Below are 14860 nucleotides of genomic sequence, written 5' to 3'. Positions count from 1 at the left end.
TTGGAAAGGGAAAAGGTGCAGGATATTGCGACGAGGCCGCTATCGGCGGCTCTTTTTATGATCGGAGCAATGCTGATCATCGGCGGGATCGACAATGTGATTGTCCTTCTGGCCGAAGAGATCGGGTTGTGGCAGTTCCATTTCACCCGCGCATTGGTTGCAATTCCATTGGTTGTGGCACTTTCCGTCATCGGTCTGGGTACGCTGAGACCCCGCCGGTGGTGGGCGGTCGGGGTGCGATCCGGGTTGGTGGCCATATCGATGCTGTTTTATTTCAGCGCGCTGGCTTTGATGCCTATTGCCCAGGCGCTGGCCGGATTGTTCACCTCGCCAATCTTCATTCTGATCATTACGGCCCTGTTCCTGCGACAGAAGATCGGACCCTGGCGGATCCTTGCTGTAACACTTGGGTTCATGGGAATCCTCCTGGTGCTGCAGCCCGATCCAAGCAATTTCAGCTGGGTCACGCTTTTGCCAATGGCGGGCGGGTTCTTTTACGCGCTCAGTGCCATTTCGACGCGGACACTATGTGCAGGCGAAAGCACCGTGTCGCTTCTGGCAGGAATGTGGGTCACGCTTGGAACGCTTGGAGCCATTGGCCTGATTGTCCTGCAGATCTGGCCGCTGGACAGCGCGCCGGGCTCGGAGGGTTTTGTCACCCGCGCCTGGGTATGGCCGATATGGACCGCAGCCCCCTTTGTGCTGATACAGGCCTTTGGATCGGTGGTGGGCGTGTTCATGATCGTCAAAGCCTATCAGCTGGGCGAACCATCCCAGGTCGCGGTGTTTGAGTATTCGGTCATGATCTTTGGACCGCTTTACGCGCTTGTGCTGTTTGGTCAGACCCTTGACACGCTGCAACTGGCCGGCATCGGCTTGATCGTTGTTGCAGGTGTGGTGATCGCGCTGCGCGCGCGAGGTTCTGGCACATGATCATTTCTCCGGGCCGTGGATACATCTTTGTGCACATCCCCAAAACGGGCGGAACGGCGATGGCGCTGGCGCTGGAAGCTCGGGCGAAGAAAGATGATGTGATGATCGGCGACACGCCGAAAGCGCTCAAGAGGCGGCACAGGGTGAACGGCTCCAAGGCTGCGGGGCGCGTGTGGAAACATGCCACGCTCAGCGATATCGACGGGCTTTACAGTGTTGAGGACCTGGCACCTTTGTTTGCCTTTACCCTCGTGCGCAACCCGTGGGACCGCATGGTGAGTTATTATCACTGGCTGCAGGAGCAGGACTTTGATCATCCCGCGGTCACTCTTGCAAAGACCCTCGAGTTTTCCGGCTTTCTGAGGCATCCCCAGATCGCCGCCAGCCTGCGTGCCAATCCGGCCGCGCGTTACATGACGCGCGCGGATGGTGTAGAGCAATGCAACGCCTATGTCCGGATCGAACATCTGCAGGACGATCTTGCGCCGGTTCACGACCATCTGGGGTTCGAATTGCAGCTGGAGCGCGTGAATAGCTCACAAAGGCGCAGCGATTATCGCGGCTACTATAGCGATGAAACGGCCCAGATCGTTGCGGATGTTCGATCCGGATATCACGCGCTTTGGCTATCGGTTCGACTGACTGGGTGTTGCGCTCTAGGGGGGCTCTGCCCCCGGCGCTTTGCGCCTCTCCCGGGGTATTTTGACCAGAAAGGAGCAGGAGCTCTGTCCTGATCTTCTTCTTGCCAGAAATACGGAACACTGCGCTCAGATGAAACACGGGCGGTGCCGTCTCGCACCGCCCGTTGATTTCTCAGATGTGCGTGTTCACGCGGCCTCGGCGTCCGGAGCGAAGCGTTCGTAAAAGCTTTCCCCTTTATCGGCCATTTCGCGCAGCAGCGGCGGGCAGGCAAAGCGGTCGCCATATTTTGCCTGCAACTGATCACAGCGCTCGGCGGCCCAAGGGGTTCCGACCATGTCCAGCCAGCTCAATGGACCGCCTGACCAGGGGGCGAAGCCCCAGCCGAGGATTGCGCCGACATCGCCCTCGCGGATATCCATGAGCACGTTTTCTTCGATGGCACGCACCGCTTCGAGCACCTGAACAAACAGCAGACGGTGCTGCACTTCGATCAGTTCCGGCTGGTTCTCGAGCAGAGGGTACTTGTCGTTGAAGCCCGGCCAGTAGCCCAGACGTTTGCCGTTGTCATCATAGTCAAAGAAACCGGCCTTGGATTTGCGTCCCAGGCGCCCCTCATCGACCATCCAGAACGTCACATCATCCGCGATGGAGCGCGGGTAGGCATTGCCCATGGCGGCCATCGTGGCTTTGGCGATCTTGGCTCCGAGATCAAGGGAGGTTTCATCTACCAATTGGATCGGCCCAACCGGGAAGCCGAGCATCTGAGCCGCGCGGTCGATCATCGCGCGCGATACGCCTTCTCCGGCCATCATCACGCCTTCGTTGATATATGGAATGATGCAGCGGTTGGCATAGAAGAACCGTGCATCGTTCACCACGATGGGCGTCTTCTTGATTTGCCGGACATAATCCAGTGCCTTGGCGACCGCTCGGTCGCCGGTTTCTGCGCCCTTGATGATCTCGACCAGCAGCATTTTTTCCACTGGAGAGAAGAAGTGGATGCCGATGAACTGCTCGGGCCGCACGCTTGCCTTGGCCAGATCGGAAATCGGCAAGGTCGACGTGTTGGAGGCAAAGATGCAATCCTCGGGGATGATCGCCTCGACCTTTTTGGTCATCTCGGCTTTCACCGCGGGGTCCTCGAACACCGCTTCGATGATCAGGTCACACCCCTTGAGGTGATCCAGATCCGGTGTGGCGGTGATCATGGACAGCATCTTGTCCTTTTTCTCGGCGGTGACCTTTTTGCGGGCTATGCCCTTGTCGAGATAGGCCTCGGTATAGGCTTTCCCCTTGTCGGCAGCCGCCTGATCGCGGTCGATCAACACAACTTCGATGCCGGCCTGTGCCGACACCAGCGCGATCCCGGCCCCCATCATGCCCGCCCCCAGAACACCAACCTTCCGGACCCGCTGATCGGGCACATCCACAGGGCGCACAGCCCCTTTTTCCAGAGCTTCCTTGTTCACGAACAGCGACCGGATCATCGCGGACGAGGAGGGGTTCATGAGGATGTTGACGAACCAGCGTGCTTCGATCCGCAGGGCCGTGTCGAAATCGACCATCGCGCCTTCATAGATCGCCGATAGCATTGCCTTGGCGGCAGGAAACGCACCTTGCGTCTTGCCATGGACCATGGCCGCGGCCCCGACGAAATTCATGAAGCCTGCGGGATGATAGGGCGCACCACCGGGCATCTTGTAGCCCTTGGCGTCCCAGGGCTTGACCAGATCGGCGTCGGTTGCGCTCAGGACCCAGGCTTTCGCCGCAGCCAGCGGATCGGCCACGACCTCATCGATGATGCCTGCAGCTTTGGCTTTGGCCGGATCGACCAGCTTGCCTTCAAGCAGGAAAGAGGATGCGCCCATCAGGCCGAGCTTGCGGATCAGCCGGGTGGTGCCGCCGGCACCGGGGAAGATGCCCAGCATGATCTCGGGCAGACCGATGCGGGCCTTGGGGTTGTCGGCCACAAAGATGCGATGCGTGCACAGCGGCAGTTCCAGGCCAATCCCGGCGCCAGTGCCGGGCATCGCGCAGGCAATCGGCTTGCCGCCCTTCTTGGTCTTGAAATCCATGCCGGCCAGTTCGATCTTCCGCATCAATCCGTGCATTTGCATGATGAAACCGAACAGCCCCTCGGCCGGGTTGTCTCCGACGTTCTCGCGGATATCTGCCAGCACGTTGAGATCCATGCCACCAGCGAAGGAGCCTTCCTTGCCCGAGGTCAGAACGATGCCTTTGACGGCCGCGTCTGCCAAAGCGTCATCGATCAGCGCATTCAGCTGTTGAGGTCCTTCGGCCGAGAGCACGTTCATCGATTTGCCCGGAACATCCCAGGTAATGATGGCAACGCCGTCGTCGCCTTTGATCATTGTAAAGTCAGTCATGTCCTAAATCCTTCTCGCCCGGTCAAACGCGTTCGATGATGGTGGCGGCACCCATGCCGGATGCAATGCATAGCGTGGCAAGGCCGATTTCCTTGTCCGAGCGCTCGAGTTCATCCAGCAATGTGCCGATGATGATCGCGCCGGTGGCACCCAGGGGGTGGCCCATTGCAATCGAACCGCCATTGACGTTGACCAGTTCCGGGTCGACTTCAAAGGCCTGCTGGAAACGCAGCACCACCGATGCAAAGGCTTCGTTGACCTCGAAAAGATCAATGTCGCTGATACTCATGCCGCTATCGGACAGGATCTTTTCGGTCACTGGTACAGGGCCGGTAAGCATGATGGTCGGATCGGTGCCGATCTTGGCCGTGGCGCGGATACGAGCGCGGGGCTTGAGCCCGTATTGCGCGCCGAACTCCTTGTTGCCGATCAGAACCGCGGCAGCCCCATCGACGATGCCTGACGAGTTTCCTGCGTGGTGAATGTGGTGGATACGCTCCAGATCGGGATACTTCATCAGCGCGACCTTATCAAAGCCCGGCATTTGCTCGCCCATCATCTGGAATGCCGGGTTCAGTGCACCCAATGCTTGCATATCGGTGCCGGGACGCATGTATTCATCATGATCCAGAATAGGGATGCCGTTCTGGTCACATACGGTGATCACCGATTTGGAAAACCGCTTGTCATCCCAGGCCGCCTTGGCACGCCGTTGGGATTCCATCGCCAAAGCATCGGCCTGATCGCGGGTAAAGCCGTATCTGGTGGCGATGATGTCAGCGGAAATGCCTTGTGGAACGAAGTAGGTATCCATGGCGACTGTCGGGTCGACCGCAATGGCGGCCCCGTCCGAGCCCATTGCCACGCGGCCCATCATTTCCACACCACCGGCAATATAGGCTTTGCCCGCACCGCCCTGGATCTGATTGGCCGCAAGGTTCACGGCTTCCATGCCGCTGGCGCAAAAGCGGTTGATGGCAAGGCCGGGGATGGATTCATCAAGGTCGGATGCCAGCACGGCAGAGCGCGCCAGACACCCGCCTTGCTCCATCACCTGGGTCACATTTCCCCAGATCACGTCTTCGACCGCGTGACCGGTCAGATTGTTGCGCTCTTTGATGGCGTTGAGCGTCAGTGCCGACAGGCGCAGTGAGGTGACCTCATGCAGCGCGCCATCCTTGCGGCCCTTGCCACGCGGAGTGCGTACGGCGTCATAGATGTAAGCTTCGGTCATCAGTCATTCTCCAGTTCAGGCGCGGTCAGCAGGGCTGCCGGGCATCAGGTCGTAGGGGGCTTTCCAGCCCGGTTGTTGGGACAGACGCGTGAGCCATCCGTCGATATGGGGCCAGTCCGCGCGATCAAAGCTGAAGGGTTCTGGGTAATAGAGATACCCGCAACAGCTCAGATCCGCATTCGTGACGTCATCGCCGACGATCCAGTCTCGCCCGTCAAGATGGGCGTCGAGCGTGGCAAAGGCGGCCTTCAGACGTCCCTGGTTGAAGGTGATCACCTCCTGCGGGCGTTTGTCTTCGGGCAGGAAGTTCATCAAGAAGCGGGTGAGGCCACAGACAGATGAAAACTTGTGGTTGTCCCAAAGCACCCACCGCAAGACCTCATATGTCTCTTCGCGCGTCTTGCCTCCGAACTTGCCCGATTTTTCGGTGACATAGGCCTGAATCGCGCCAGACTGGCTGGTGCGAAAGTCGCCATCCACCAGAACCGGAGCCTCACCCATCTCATTGATCGTGCTGCGGTATTGCGGCGTGCGGGTCTCGCCGCCGAAGAAATCGACAAACACCGGTTCCCAGTCAAGACCGGACAATTCGAGAGCGAGGGCAGCTTTATAGGCATTGCCGGATTCACCAAAACAGTAAAGTTGGATGGTCATGGTCTCAGGTCTCCTCCCGAGGTTTTCTTGATTGGGCTGGGCTCGGGGGTTTCACACCCCCGCACCCCCGTGGGAATATTTCTTGCAAGATGAAATGGCGGGTAATGCAACGTTAACGAAGAATTCGGCACTATGCTCAGGCGTTACAGGCTGGGAAGCCGATGGGCGTGCAAGGTGAAGCTCCGTGGTGCGGTGATATGGCGCCTCTGGCAGCAAGGCATCAGCCACGGAGTGGACCACTTTGGCTTCATCTTGCCAGAAATATCCCCCGCCGGAGGCGTCCGCCATTCCCATCTTCTGTCTGACCGAAAACTTCAAAGCGACCTCGCGATCAGCTCTTTCATGATCTCGTTGGTGCCGCCGTAAATCCGCTGAACGCGGGCATCCGCCCACATTTCGGCGACGGCATATTCCTGCATGAAGCCATAACCCCCATGAAGCTGGACACATTCGTCCAGAACTTCGCCCTGTGTGTCGGTCAGCCAGTACTTGGCCATGGAGGCTTTGTCCGATGTCAGTTCACCGCGCACATGTTCCAGAATGCATTGATCAAGAAAGGCGCGAGCGACGGCGGTTTTGGTTTTGCATTCTGCCAGTTTGAAGCGGGTGTTCTGGAACTGTGTCAGCGGCCCACCAAAGGCTTCGCGTTCCTTGCAGTAGGTGATCGTCCGCTCAACGGCACCTTCCATGGCACCCACGGCACCGCAAGCAATGGCAAGGCGTTCTTGGGGAAGTTGTTCCATCATCTGATAGAACCCGCGCCCCTCTTCACCGCCAAGGATGTTTTCGGGTGGGATGGCGATGTTGTCAAAGAACAATTCGGACGTGTCCGCGGCATGCAGGCCGACTTTTTCCAGGTTGCGGCCCCTGTGAAAGCCTTCGGCAGTGTCGGTCTCCAGCACCACCAGCGAAACGCCCTTGGAGCCTTCGGAGGGGTCGGTCTTGCACGCGACGATGATCAGATTTGCGTGCTGGCCATTCGAGATGAAAGTCTTCTGACCGGAAAGGCGATAGACATTGCCGTCCCGGATCGCTTTGGTCTTGATACGCTGGACATCCGAGCCGGTGGAGGGCTCGGTCATGGCAAGAGCACCGACCATCTCGCCGGAAATCAGCGCAGGCAACCAGCGTTTCTTTTGTTCTTCTGTGCCGTATTTCAGGATGTAGTGGGACACGATCGGGCCATGGATCGGATAGCCCCAGCTGGCGATGTTGGCGCGACAGGATTCGATCATGATTGCGGCTTCATGGCCAAAGTCGCCGCCTACGCCGCCATATTCCTCGGGGATGGAGGGGCACAGCAGGCCCAACTCGCCGGCCTGTTGCCAGATCTCGCGATCCATCTCGCCCTGCTTGCGCCACTTTTCGAACTTGGGAGACCATTCATTGGTGATGAACTGTGCTGTCATGTCTGACAGCATGCGGTGTTCTTCGCTCATCCAGGCCGAATTGGCTGAAAAGAAATCTCTCATCGTCGCTCTCCTCTCGGAATTGACTTAACGTTTGCGCGCGTCGAGCTCGGCGTTGAACAGCCGGAGCCGGTGGCCCAGGTTTTCTTCGTTGGTCACGCTGTCGAAATTCTCAAAGAGAAACGACAGCGCTTCGCCCTCGTCCAGCCCGGCTTCCGAGGCAAACCGTTTGAGCCTGCGATACCCGTCTTCCGTCATGGCTGCGTTGAAGCGGCGGGTGAGGCGGAAACGTTTCGGCATCTCTTCTCCGGGCTGGGGCGGGGCGGGGTCTGACCCCGCGCCACCATCAGAAGTTTGCAGCTTCCAGGGCCATCACCGTGTCGGCACCCGATTGGATGCGCGCCAGGTGCATGCTGGTCGCGGGCAATTGACGTGCCATGTAATAGCGTCCTGTTGCCAGTTTTGTCTCGTAGAACGCAGCGTCGGTTGCGCCCGCAGCCAGAGCTTCGCGGGCGGCCTTGCCCATCTGCGCCCACATCAGGCCAAGGCAGACATGGCCGAACATATGCATGAAGTCATAGGATCCAGCCAGGGCGTTATTGGGGTTCTTCATGCCGTTCTGCATGAAGTACATGCCCGCAGCCTGCAGGTCCTTGGATGCGGCCTTAAGCGGTTCGAGGAAGGTCGCGTCATATTCGGCGTCCTGACCGGTGTTGTCCTTGATGAAGGTTTTCACCAGGTCGAAGAAGGCCATCACATGCTTGCCGCCATCCTGTGCCAGTTTGCGGCCCACAAGATCCAGCGCCTGCACGCCATTCGCGCCTTCATAGATCATCGCAATCCGGGCATCACGGGTGAATTGGGACATGCCCCATTCTTCGATATAGCCATGCCCGCCATAGACCTGCTGGGCCTTGATCGTCATGTCATAGCCCTGATCGGTCAGGAAGCCCTTGATCACCGGAGTCAGCAGCGACACCAGGCCTTCGGCGGCATCATCGCCCTTGCGGTGCGAGGCGTCGATCATGTTCGCGCCCCACAGGATAAAGGCGCGGGCCCCTTCGGTAAAAGACTTCTGATCCATCAGCGAGCGGCGAATGTCGGGATGCACGATCAGCGGATCAGCCGGGCCGTTGGGGTTCTTGACGCCTGTGACGTCCCGGCCTTGCAGACGATCCTTGGCGTATTCCAGCGCGTTCTGATAGGCCACATCGGCCTGGGCGAGGCCCTGCATGCCGACACCCAGGCGGGCTTCGTTCATCATGGTGAACATCGCGCGCATGCCTTTGTGCTCTTCTCCCAGCAGATAGCCTGTCGCGGCGTCGTAATTCATGACGCAGGTCGAGTTGCCGTGAATGCCCATTTTTTCTTCGATCTTGCCGACGCTGACGCCGTTGCGTGCGCCCAAGCTGCCGTCCTCGTTGACGAGGAATTTCGGCACGATGAACAGCGACACACCCTTGATGCCCTCAGGTCCGCCAACGATCTTGCCCAGCACAAGATGGATGATGTTGTCGGCCATGTCGTGGTCACCCGAAGAGATAAAGATCTTCTGTCCGGTGATCTTGTAACTGCCATTCTCTTGCGGTTCGGCTTTGGTGCGCATCATGCCCAGATCGGTGCCGCAATGCGGCTCGGTCAGGTTCATGGTGCCGGTCCATTCGCAGCTTACCATCTTGGGCAGATAGACGTCCTTCTGGGCATCCGTGCCATGGGCCAGAATGGCCGATGCGGCACCATGGGTCAGACCCTGGTACATGGTGAATGCCTGGTTGGCCGCCGAGAACATCTCGCCCACGGCAGACCCGATAACCGCGGGCATGTTCTGGCCACCATATTGCTCGGGCATGTCCAATCCGGGCCAGCCGCCTTCCTTGACCTGCTCGAAGGCCGCCTTGAAGCCAGTGGGCGTGTAAACCACACCATTCTCCAGCCGACATCCTTCTACGTCGCCGACAGAGTTGAGAGGAGCCAGGACTTCTGAGCTGATCTTGCCCGCTTCTTCCAGAATGGCAGCGGTGAAATCCGCGTCCAGCTCATCATAACCGGGGATATCGGACTGGGTTACTTTCAACACTTCATGCAAGACAAACTGCAGGTCTTTCGTGGGGGCGGTATAGCTGGGCATGCATTCTCTCCCTAAACGTCGGTGGGGTTTTTGACTTTTGGCACCGCCGGTTACTCGGCGGCGCGCTTGGGTTGGCTCAGTGACGCGATCATCCGTTCGCCCCATTTGAGCTGTTCTTTCAGATCGTTGATGGCTTCGGTCAGTTCGTCGCGCTGACCTTCCATATCGGCAAGCCGATCACGCGCGATCTCGTAGGTTCGGCTGATCTGGGTCAATTGCTGGTCGCCCATATGGTAGAGGTCCAGCAACTGGCGGATTTCCTCCAGTGAGAAACCAAAGCGCTTGCCGCGCAGGATCAGCTTGAGCCGCGCACGGTCACGCTTGGTGAACAGGCGCTTTTGTCCTTCACGGATCGGGAACAACAGTTCCTTGGCTTCATAGAACCGAAGCGTGCGCGGCGTTACTTCGTAGGCGTCGCACATTTCGCGGATCGTCATCATATCTTTACTCATCATTTCAAAGCTCCGTCGTTGCGGGAATGATGGGTAGGTGCGGAGCGTTCCTGAGATTTACAACATGAGATTGACGTTGACGTAACATGGACGTCACGTCACATCCTGCTTGACGTAACTTCCGCCAACGTCATCCTTGTCTGTGCGCAATTTTCTTGTTCGCCCGTGTCAGACCGGTCGGGGCGTCGGGTATGGTTTTCCATACCCCAAAGACCATGAAAACTGGACGATATCGGCGGCGACTCGACTCAGACACGCAGCAACAGGCTCTGAATTCAGGTGATATCGGCGGCGGTCTGGTCGCGGAGTGATTTGAGGGAATCCATGGCTTCCTGCAACTGGCGCTGTTGTTCCTGAAGCTCAAGCATCTGCCGGTCTGCCATGTCGACAAAGGTGCGCATCTGCGCCTCGTTGCCTTCTTTTTCATAGATGAGAAGCCACTGCCGAATGTCTTCCAGTTGAAAACCGAACTTGCGCCCGCGCAGGATCAGCACCATGCGCGCCTGTTCGCGCGCGCCATAGAACCGGGAACGTCCTTCCCGGTCCGGCTGCAACAGCTCGATATACTCATAGTATCGCAACGTGCGCGGCGTCACATCGTACTTGGCGCACATTTCCTTAAAGGTCAGACGCTTGTCGGACATACCACCTCTCCTCGCGATAACCGTATGCGCGTGTTGTTCCGAGTTCAACAGGTGGGCTTGCTCTTTCGCATCCGTCGGGAACATATAGACGGGCAAGACCCGTCAAAGGACATGCCTGTCATGCTGGATAAAGCCAAATTCGCCCGCCAGTTCATTGAAGCGATCCCGCATTCCCGCGCGCTGGGCATGGAGTTGACCGAGATCGGCGAGGGATCTGCAGAGATCAGGATGGCCTATGACACCCGTTTCGTTGGCGATCCAAAGACAGGGGTGATCCATGGCGGAGCCGTTTCTGCGCTGATGGACACCTGTTGCGGTGCTGCGGTGATGTCGCATCCGGACGCTCCCGCAGGGACTGCCACGATTGATTTGCGGATTGATTACATGCGCGCCGCCACACCGGGGCAGGCGATCACCACGCGGGCGACCTGCTATCACATCACCCGCTCGGTTGCTTTCGTGCGCGCGACCGCAACGGACGAGGATACCGAACACCCGGTGGCCACGGCCTCGGGTGCCTTCACTGTGGAGGGCGGATGATGGCGCGTCCTCGTCCTGAACCGGTTCAGGTGGTCAAACAACGTCGCGATGCAGCGCTCAGCGCGCTTGTCGCGGGTGTTCCCTATATCACCTATCTGGGTGTTCAGTTCGACCGGCGCGGGGATGAGCTGACGGCGGTGCTGCCGTTTGATGAAAAACTGATTGGCAATCCGCTTTTGCCCGCAATCCATGGCGGTGTCACCGCAGCATTTCTCGAGATCACCTCGGTCATCACGCTCAGCTGGGCCTATCTGTGGGAAGATATTGAAAGCGGCGCGATTGATCCTGATGAGATGGCAGCGGGCAACCTGCCACGCCTGCCCAAGACAATTGACTTCACCGTGGATTATCTGCGCTCGGGCCTGCCGCGTGATGCCTATGCGCGCGCAGTCATTTCGCGGTCGGGTCGGCGCTATGCCTCGGTGCAGGTAGAGGCCTGGCAGGATCATCGTGACAGAAGGTTTGCTCAGGCCTCGGGCCATTTCCTGATGCCCCGCGACAAGGGCTGAGATGCAGGGGGCGGCCGGGTCAGAGCACGCACCACTCACCCATCGCCGGGTGCTGAAGATTGCCATTCCCATCGTGATTTCGAATGCAACCGTGCCGATCCTGGGCGCGGTGGATACCGGTGTCGTCGGTCAATTGGGCGAGGCTGTTCCGATTGGGGCCGTGGGTCTGGGCGCAATCATCCTGACGTCCATCTACTGGATGTTCGGGTTCTTGCGCATGGGCACTGTGGGTCTGACCTCTCAGGCGCTGGGCGCAAAGGACGAAGGAGAAGTCTCGGCGCTGCTCACCCGCGTGTTGATGGCGGGTTTGGGTTTTGGTGCGCTGCTGATCGCGTTTCAATGGGCGATCTTTTCGCTCGCATTGTCCATCGCACCGGCAAGCGATGAGGTCGAAAGCCTTGCGCATGACTATATGGCGATCCGCATCTGGTCGGCACCGGCTGCGATTGCGCTTTATGGCATAACCGGATGGCTGGTGGCGCAAGAGCGCACCAGTGCCATTCTGGTCATCCAGCTTTGGACCAACGGGCTGAACATCGTATTGGATCTCTGGTTCGTTCTGGGTCTGGGTTGGGGCGTTGAAGGGGTGGCTTTGGCGACGTTCCTTGCCGAATGGAGCGGTGCGGCGCTGGGCCTTTGGTTTTGCCGGGGGGCGTTTCAGAACCCGCGCTGGCGCGATTGGGTGCGGGTGTTCGACGTTGTACGGCTGAAAAACATGGTGTCTGTGAACACCGATATTCTGATCCGCTCGCTCTTGCTGCAGATCATCTTCACCTCGTTCATCTTCATGGGGGCGGATTTCGGAGATGTCACGCTGGCGGCCAATCAGGTTCTGTTGCAGTTCCTCTATATCACCTCCTATGCGTTGGACGGGTTCGCTTTCGCGGCCGAGGCCTTGGTGGGGCAGGCGCTGGGGGCCAGACATGTGCGCGATCTGCGACGCGGTGCGATCCTGACGACCGGCTGGGGCGTGGTGATCGTGATCTTTCTCATGATTGCTTTCGCGCTTGGTGGTGGGTGGCTGATCGACACGATGGCCAAATCTCCCGAGGTTCAGGCCGAAGCCCGCATCTATCTGCTCTGGATGGTCATCGCTCCGATTTTGGGAGTGTGGGCGTGGATGTTCGACGGTATTTTCATCGGGGCCACCCAGACCCGTGACATGCGCAACATGATGGCGATCAGTTTCGTGATTTACTGGATTGCGGTCTTCACGTTGATACCCTTCATGGGCAATCACGGCCTTTGGATGGCCTTGTTGATTTCATTCGTCGCGCGCGGGATCACCATGGCATTGCGTTATCCCAAGATCGAGGCACGCGCGCGTGCAGACATGACGGCCGCCTGAGGGTCGGTGGCATCAGGGGTCTCAGAGCAGGAGGAGAACCTGTTCGGGCGGGCGGCCAAGCTTGGCTTGCGCGCCCCTGATTGCGATGGGACGTTCGATCAGTTTGGGGTGGTCTGCCATAGCCTGAAGAAGGATTGCGTCGCTGTCTGTCGTGCTGAGACCTGCCGCCGTGAACTCGGGTTCTTTGGGGCGCATCATCTCGCCTGCTGGTGGGCTGCCCAGAGCCCGGTGAACGGCCTGCAGTTCAGCCAGTGAGGGCGCGTCTTCCAGATAGCGGCGGATCGCGACCTTGGCACCTGCCTCTTCCAGCAAGGCAAGCGCCTGACGGGATTTCGAACAGCGCGGATTGTGCCAAAGAGTGATCATAGCCAGTCCTGTCTGGCAGTGCCGACGGCTTCGGCCACGTTGGCAAACCCGTCGCGTTCAAGAAGTCGGTCTAGGCCTTTTGCTATTTCGCTCACCAGTGACAGGCCGCCATATACAAGGGCGGTGTAAAGCTGAACGGCAGACGCTCCTGCGCGGATCTTGGCATAGGCCTGTTCGGCTGAACCGACGCCGCCCACTCCGACAAGCGGAATGGTGGTCAGCGCCGACAATTGCGCCAGAATGCGGGTCGAGCGTTCAAAGAGCGGCTGGCCCGACAGGCCCCCGGCTTCATCCCGGAACGCACTTTTCAGCCCATCGCGGTTGAGCGTGGTGTTGGTGGCGATAATCGCATCAACCTCCGTATCCTGAGCGACAGCAGCAATGTCAGCCAGATCTTCAGGCGTCAGGTCCGGGGCGATTTTCAAGAAAATCGGGATCGGGCTGGCCAGCGCATCGCGTGTGTCCATGACACCCCTGAGAAGGGCGGACAGTGCGTCACGCCCCTGAAGGTCGCGCAGCTTTTCCGTGTTGGGCGAAGACACGTTAACGGTGGCAAAATCAACCAGTGAGCCACAGCGCTGCAGAACACGCGCGAAATCACCCGCCCGGTCCTCGCTGTCCTTGTTCGCGCCCAGGTTCAGCCCGATCACAGCGCCGCGCGGGCGTTTGGCAAGGCGCGTCGCGATCACCTCCATACCGTCATTGTTGAAGCCGAACCTGTTGATCGCCGCGCGATCCTCGCTGAGCCGGAACAGGCGCGGGCGCGGGTTGCCCGGTTGCGGGCGAGGGGTGGCGGCCCCGACCTCGATGAAGCCGAACCCGCCACGGGACAGAGCGCTCAGTGCCTGGGCGTTCTTGTCATATCCGGCGGCAAGGCCAATGGGATTGGGCAAGGGAATACCGGCGATCTGTGTTTTCAGCCGGTCGGTGCTGAACGCTCCCGGGGCTGGGGCAAGGCCAGCCTGCAGCGCGCGGATGGACGCGCCATGTGCGGCTTCCGGATCCAACCTGTGCAGCATGCTCAGGCCGGCTTTTTCAAGCAGCGACATCATCCGGAATTCGGTCCGGTTGCGGTCGTCGGGCGGCGGATCAGCTGAGCGCCAATAAAGGTAACCTGGTCGCGAGCGCGCAGCTTGCAAGCATGAGACAGTCCGTATGTCAGCGTGATGAAATGGCTCATGCCATATCCGCCGGGAACTGATGGGCACCGTCTTGCAGAGGCAAGGGTTTGGCCCAGAGCACCTCTGTCAGCGACATCGGTCGATAGAGATGAGGAAAGAGCGCGCCACCGCGAGAAGGCTCCCAGATCAAGGCCTCGCCAAGCGCATCCGCATCCAGCGCCAGCAACATGAGGCCTGTCTGGCCGCCAAAGTGTCTGGCGGCTGTCTCGGCTGCCTGCTCGGCGGTGGAGAAATGGATATAGCCATCGCTCAGGTCGATAGGGGCCCCACGGGTTTCCCCGTTCGATTCGAAATCCGCCCATTCGTCGGCTTTGAAGATCTTGTAAATCAGCATGGCCGGGGTGATGCCTTGGTGCTGCGCCCTGGTCAAGGTCGCTGATTGCCTCCATTTGTCCGGAGCTCTGCAAAGGGCTGTCGTTTCTTGGGTATTTTC

At 59.1% G+C, this 14860-nt stretch carries 16 protein-coding genes; 5 read left to right on the top strand and 11 right to left on the bottom strand.

Going from position 1 to position 14860, the window contains the following annotated elements:
* The first annotated feature begins 15 nt into the window (after positions 1 to 15).
* Both WAO69_RS07510 and WAO69_RS07505 read left to right on the top strand, forming a co-directional pair.
* Positions 16 to 933, top strand: coding sequence for a DMT family transporter (locus WAO69_RS07510; RefSeq protein WP_422177622.1), 918 nt, complete (start codon positions 16 to 18; stop codon positions 931 to 933).
* Positions 930 to 1667, top strand: coding sequence for a sulfotransferase family 2 domain-containing protein (locus tag WAO69_RS07505; protein WP_422177620.1), 738 nt, complete (start codon positions 930 to 932; stop codon positions 1665 to 1667). The genes WAO69_RS07510 and WAO69_RS07505 overlap by 4 nt, the downstream gene beginning before the upstream one ends.
* A 93-nt stretch (positions 1668 to 1760) precedes the next feature.
* On the opposite strand, the gene WAO69_RS07500 is transcribed toward WAO69_RS07505, so the two are convergent.
* The 8 genes from WAO69_RS07500 to WAO69_RS07465 form a co-directional block, all read right to left on the bottom strand.
* Positions 1761 to 3962, bottom strand: coding sequence for a 3-hydroxyacyl-CoA dehydrogenase NAD-binding domain-containing protein (locus WAO69_RS07500; RefSeq protein WP_422177618.1), 2202 nt, complete (start codon positions 3960 to 3962; stop codon positions 1761 to 1763).
* 22 nt (positions 3963 to 3984) lie between these two features.
* Positions 3985 to 5196 (bottom strand): acetyl-CoA C-acetyltransferase, encoded by a 1212-nt coding sequence (locus tag WAO69_RS07495; RefSeq protein ID WP_422177616.1) that lies wholly within the window; start codon positions 5194 to 5196, stop codon positions 3985 to 3987.
* A 15-nt stretch (positions 5197 to 5211) separates the two neighbouring features.
* Positions 5212 to 5850, bottom strand: a complete 639-nt coding sequence (locus tag WAO69_RS07490; RefSeq protein WP_422177614.1) for a glutathione S-transferase family protein — start codon at positions 5848 to 5850, stop codon at positions 5212 to 5214.
* 314 nt (positions 5851 to 6164) lie between these two features.
* Positions 6165 to 7322: an acyl-CoA dehydrogenase family protein gene (locus tag WAO69_RS07485; RefSeq protein WP_422177612.1), complete on the bottom strand. Its 1158-nt coding sequence runs from the start codon at positions 7320 to 7322 to the stop codon at positions 6165 to 6167.
* Positions 7323 to 7346: 24 nt separating this feature from the next.
* On the bottom strand, positions 7347 to 7559 hold the full coding sequence (locus WAO69_RS07480; protein ID WP_422177610.1) for a hypothetical protein: 213 nt from the start codon (positions 7557 to 7559) through the stop codon (positions 7347 to 7349).
* A gap of 46 nt (positions 7560 to 7605) precedes the next feature.
* The gene (locus tag WAO69_RS07475; protein WP_422177608.1) at positions 7606 to 9387 is read right to left on the bottom strand and encodes an acyl-CoA dehydrogenase C-terminal domain-containing protein; all 1782 of its coding nucleotides are present in this window, start codon (positions 9385 to 9387) and stop codon (positions 7606 to 7608) included.
* A gap of 50 nt (positions 9388 to 9437) precedes the next feature.
* Positions 9438 to 9839, bottom strand: a complete 402-nt coding sequence (locus WAO69_RS07470; protein WP_422177606.1) for a MerR family transcriptional regulator — start codon at positions 9837 to 9839, stop codon at positions 9438 to 9440.
* Between the two features lie 275 nt (positions 9840 to 10114).
* Positions 10115 to 10483, bottom strand: coding sequence for a MerR family DNA-binding protein (locus WAO69_RS07465; RefSeq protein WP_422177604.1), 369 nt, complete (start codon positions 10481 to 10483; stop codon positions 10115 to 10117).
* Positions 10484 to 10603: 120 nt separating this feature from the next.
* On the opposite strand from WAO69_RS07465, the gene WAO69_RS07460 reads away from it, so the two are divergent.
* The 3 genes from WAO69_RS07460 to WAO69_RS07450 are packed head-to-tail and all read left to right on the top strand — an operon-like array spanning position 10604 to position 12880.
* A complete protein-coding gene (locus tag WAO69_RS07460; RefSeq protein ID WP_422177602.1) occupies positions 10604 to 11023 on the top strand; it encodes a PaaI family thioesterase in 420 nt (139 codons plus the stop codon).
* Positions 11023 to 11532 (top strand): PaaI family thioesterase, encoded by a 510-nt coding sequence (locus WAO69_RS07455; protein WP_422177600.1) that lies wholly within the window; start codon positions 11023 to 11025, stop codon positions 11530 to 11532. The genes WAO69_RS07460 and WAO69_RS07455 overlap by 1 nt, the downstream gene beginning before the upstream one ends.
* A gap of 1 nt (position 11533) precedes the next feature.
* The gene (locus WAO69_RS07450) at positions 11534 to 12880 is read left to right on the top strand and encodes an MATE family efflux transporter (protein WP_422177598.1); all 1347 of its coding nucleotides are present in this window, start codon (positions 11534 to 11536) and stop codon (positions 12878 to 12880) included.
* A 21-nt stretch (positions 12881 to 12901) separates the two neighbouring features.
* Here the strand turns inward: WAO69_RS07450 and arsC are convergent, their stop codons facing one another.
* From arsC to WAO69_RS07435, 3 genes are all read right to left on the bottom strand, one after another.
* Positions 12902 to 13246: an arsenate reductase (glutaredoxin) gene (arsC, locus tag WAO69_RS07445; RefSeq protein ID WP_422177596.1), complete on the bottom strand. Its 345-nt coding sequence runs from the start codon at positions 13244 to 13246 to the stop codon at positions 12902 to 12904.
* On the bottom strand, positions 13243 to 14295 hold the full coding sequence (locus tag WAO69_RS07440) for a quinone-dependent dihydroorotate dehydrogenase (RefSeq protein ID WP_422177676.1): 1053 nt from the start codon (positions 14293 to 14295) through the stop codon (positions 13243 to 13245). The genes arsC and WAO69_RS07440 overlap by 4 nt, the downstream gene beginning before the upstream one ends.
* A 127-nt stretch (positions 14296 to 14422) precedes the next feature.
* A complete protein-coding gene (locus WAO69_RS07435; protein WP_422177594.1) occupies positions 14423 to 14761 on the bottom strand; it encodes a DUF952 domain-containing protein in 339 nt (112 codons plus the stop codon).
* Between the last annotated feature and the right edge of the window lie 99 nt (positions 14762 to 14860).

It is taken from the genome of Aestuariivita sp. (genome assembly GCF_049276915.1).
GTDB lineage: Bacteria > Pseudomonadota > Alphaproteobacteria > Rhodobacterales > Rhodobacteraceae > Aestuariivita.
This window is presented reverse-complemented; position numbering and strand designations above follow the sequence as displayed.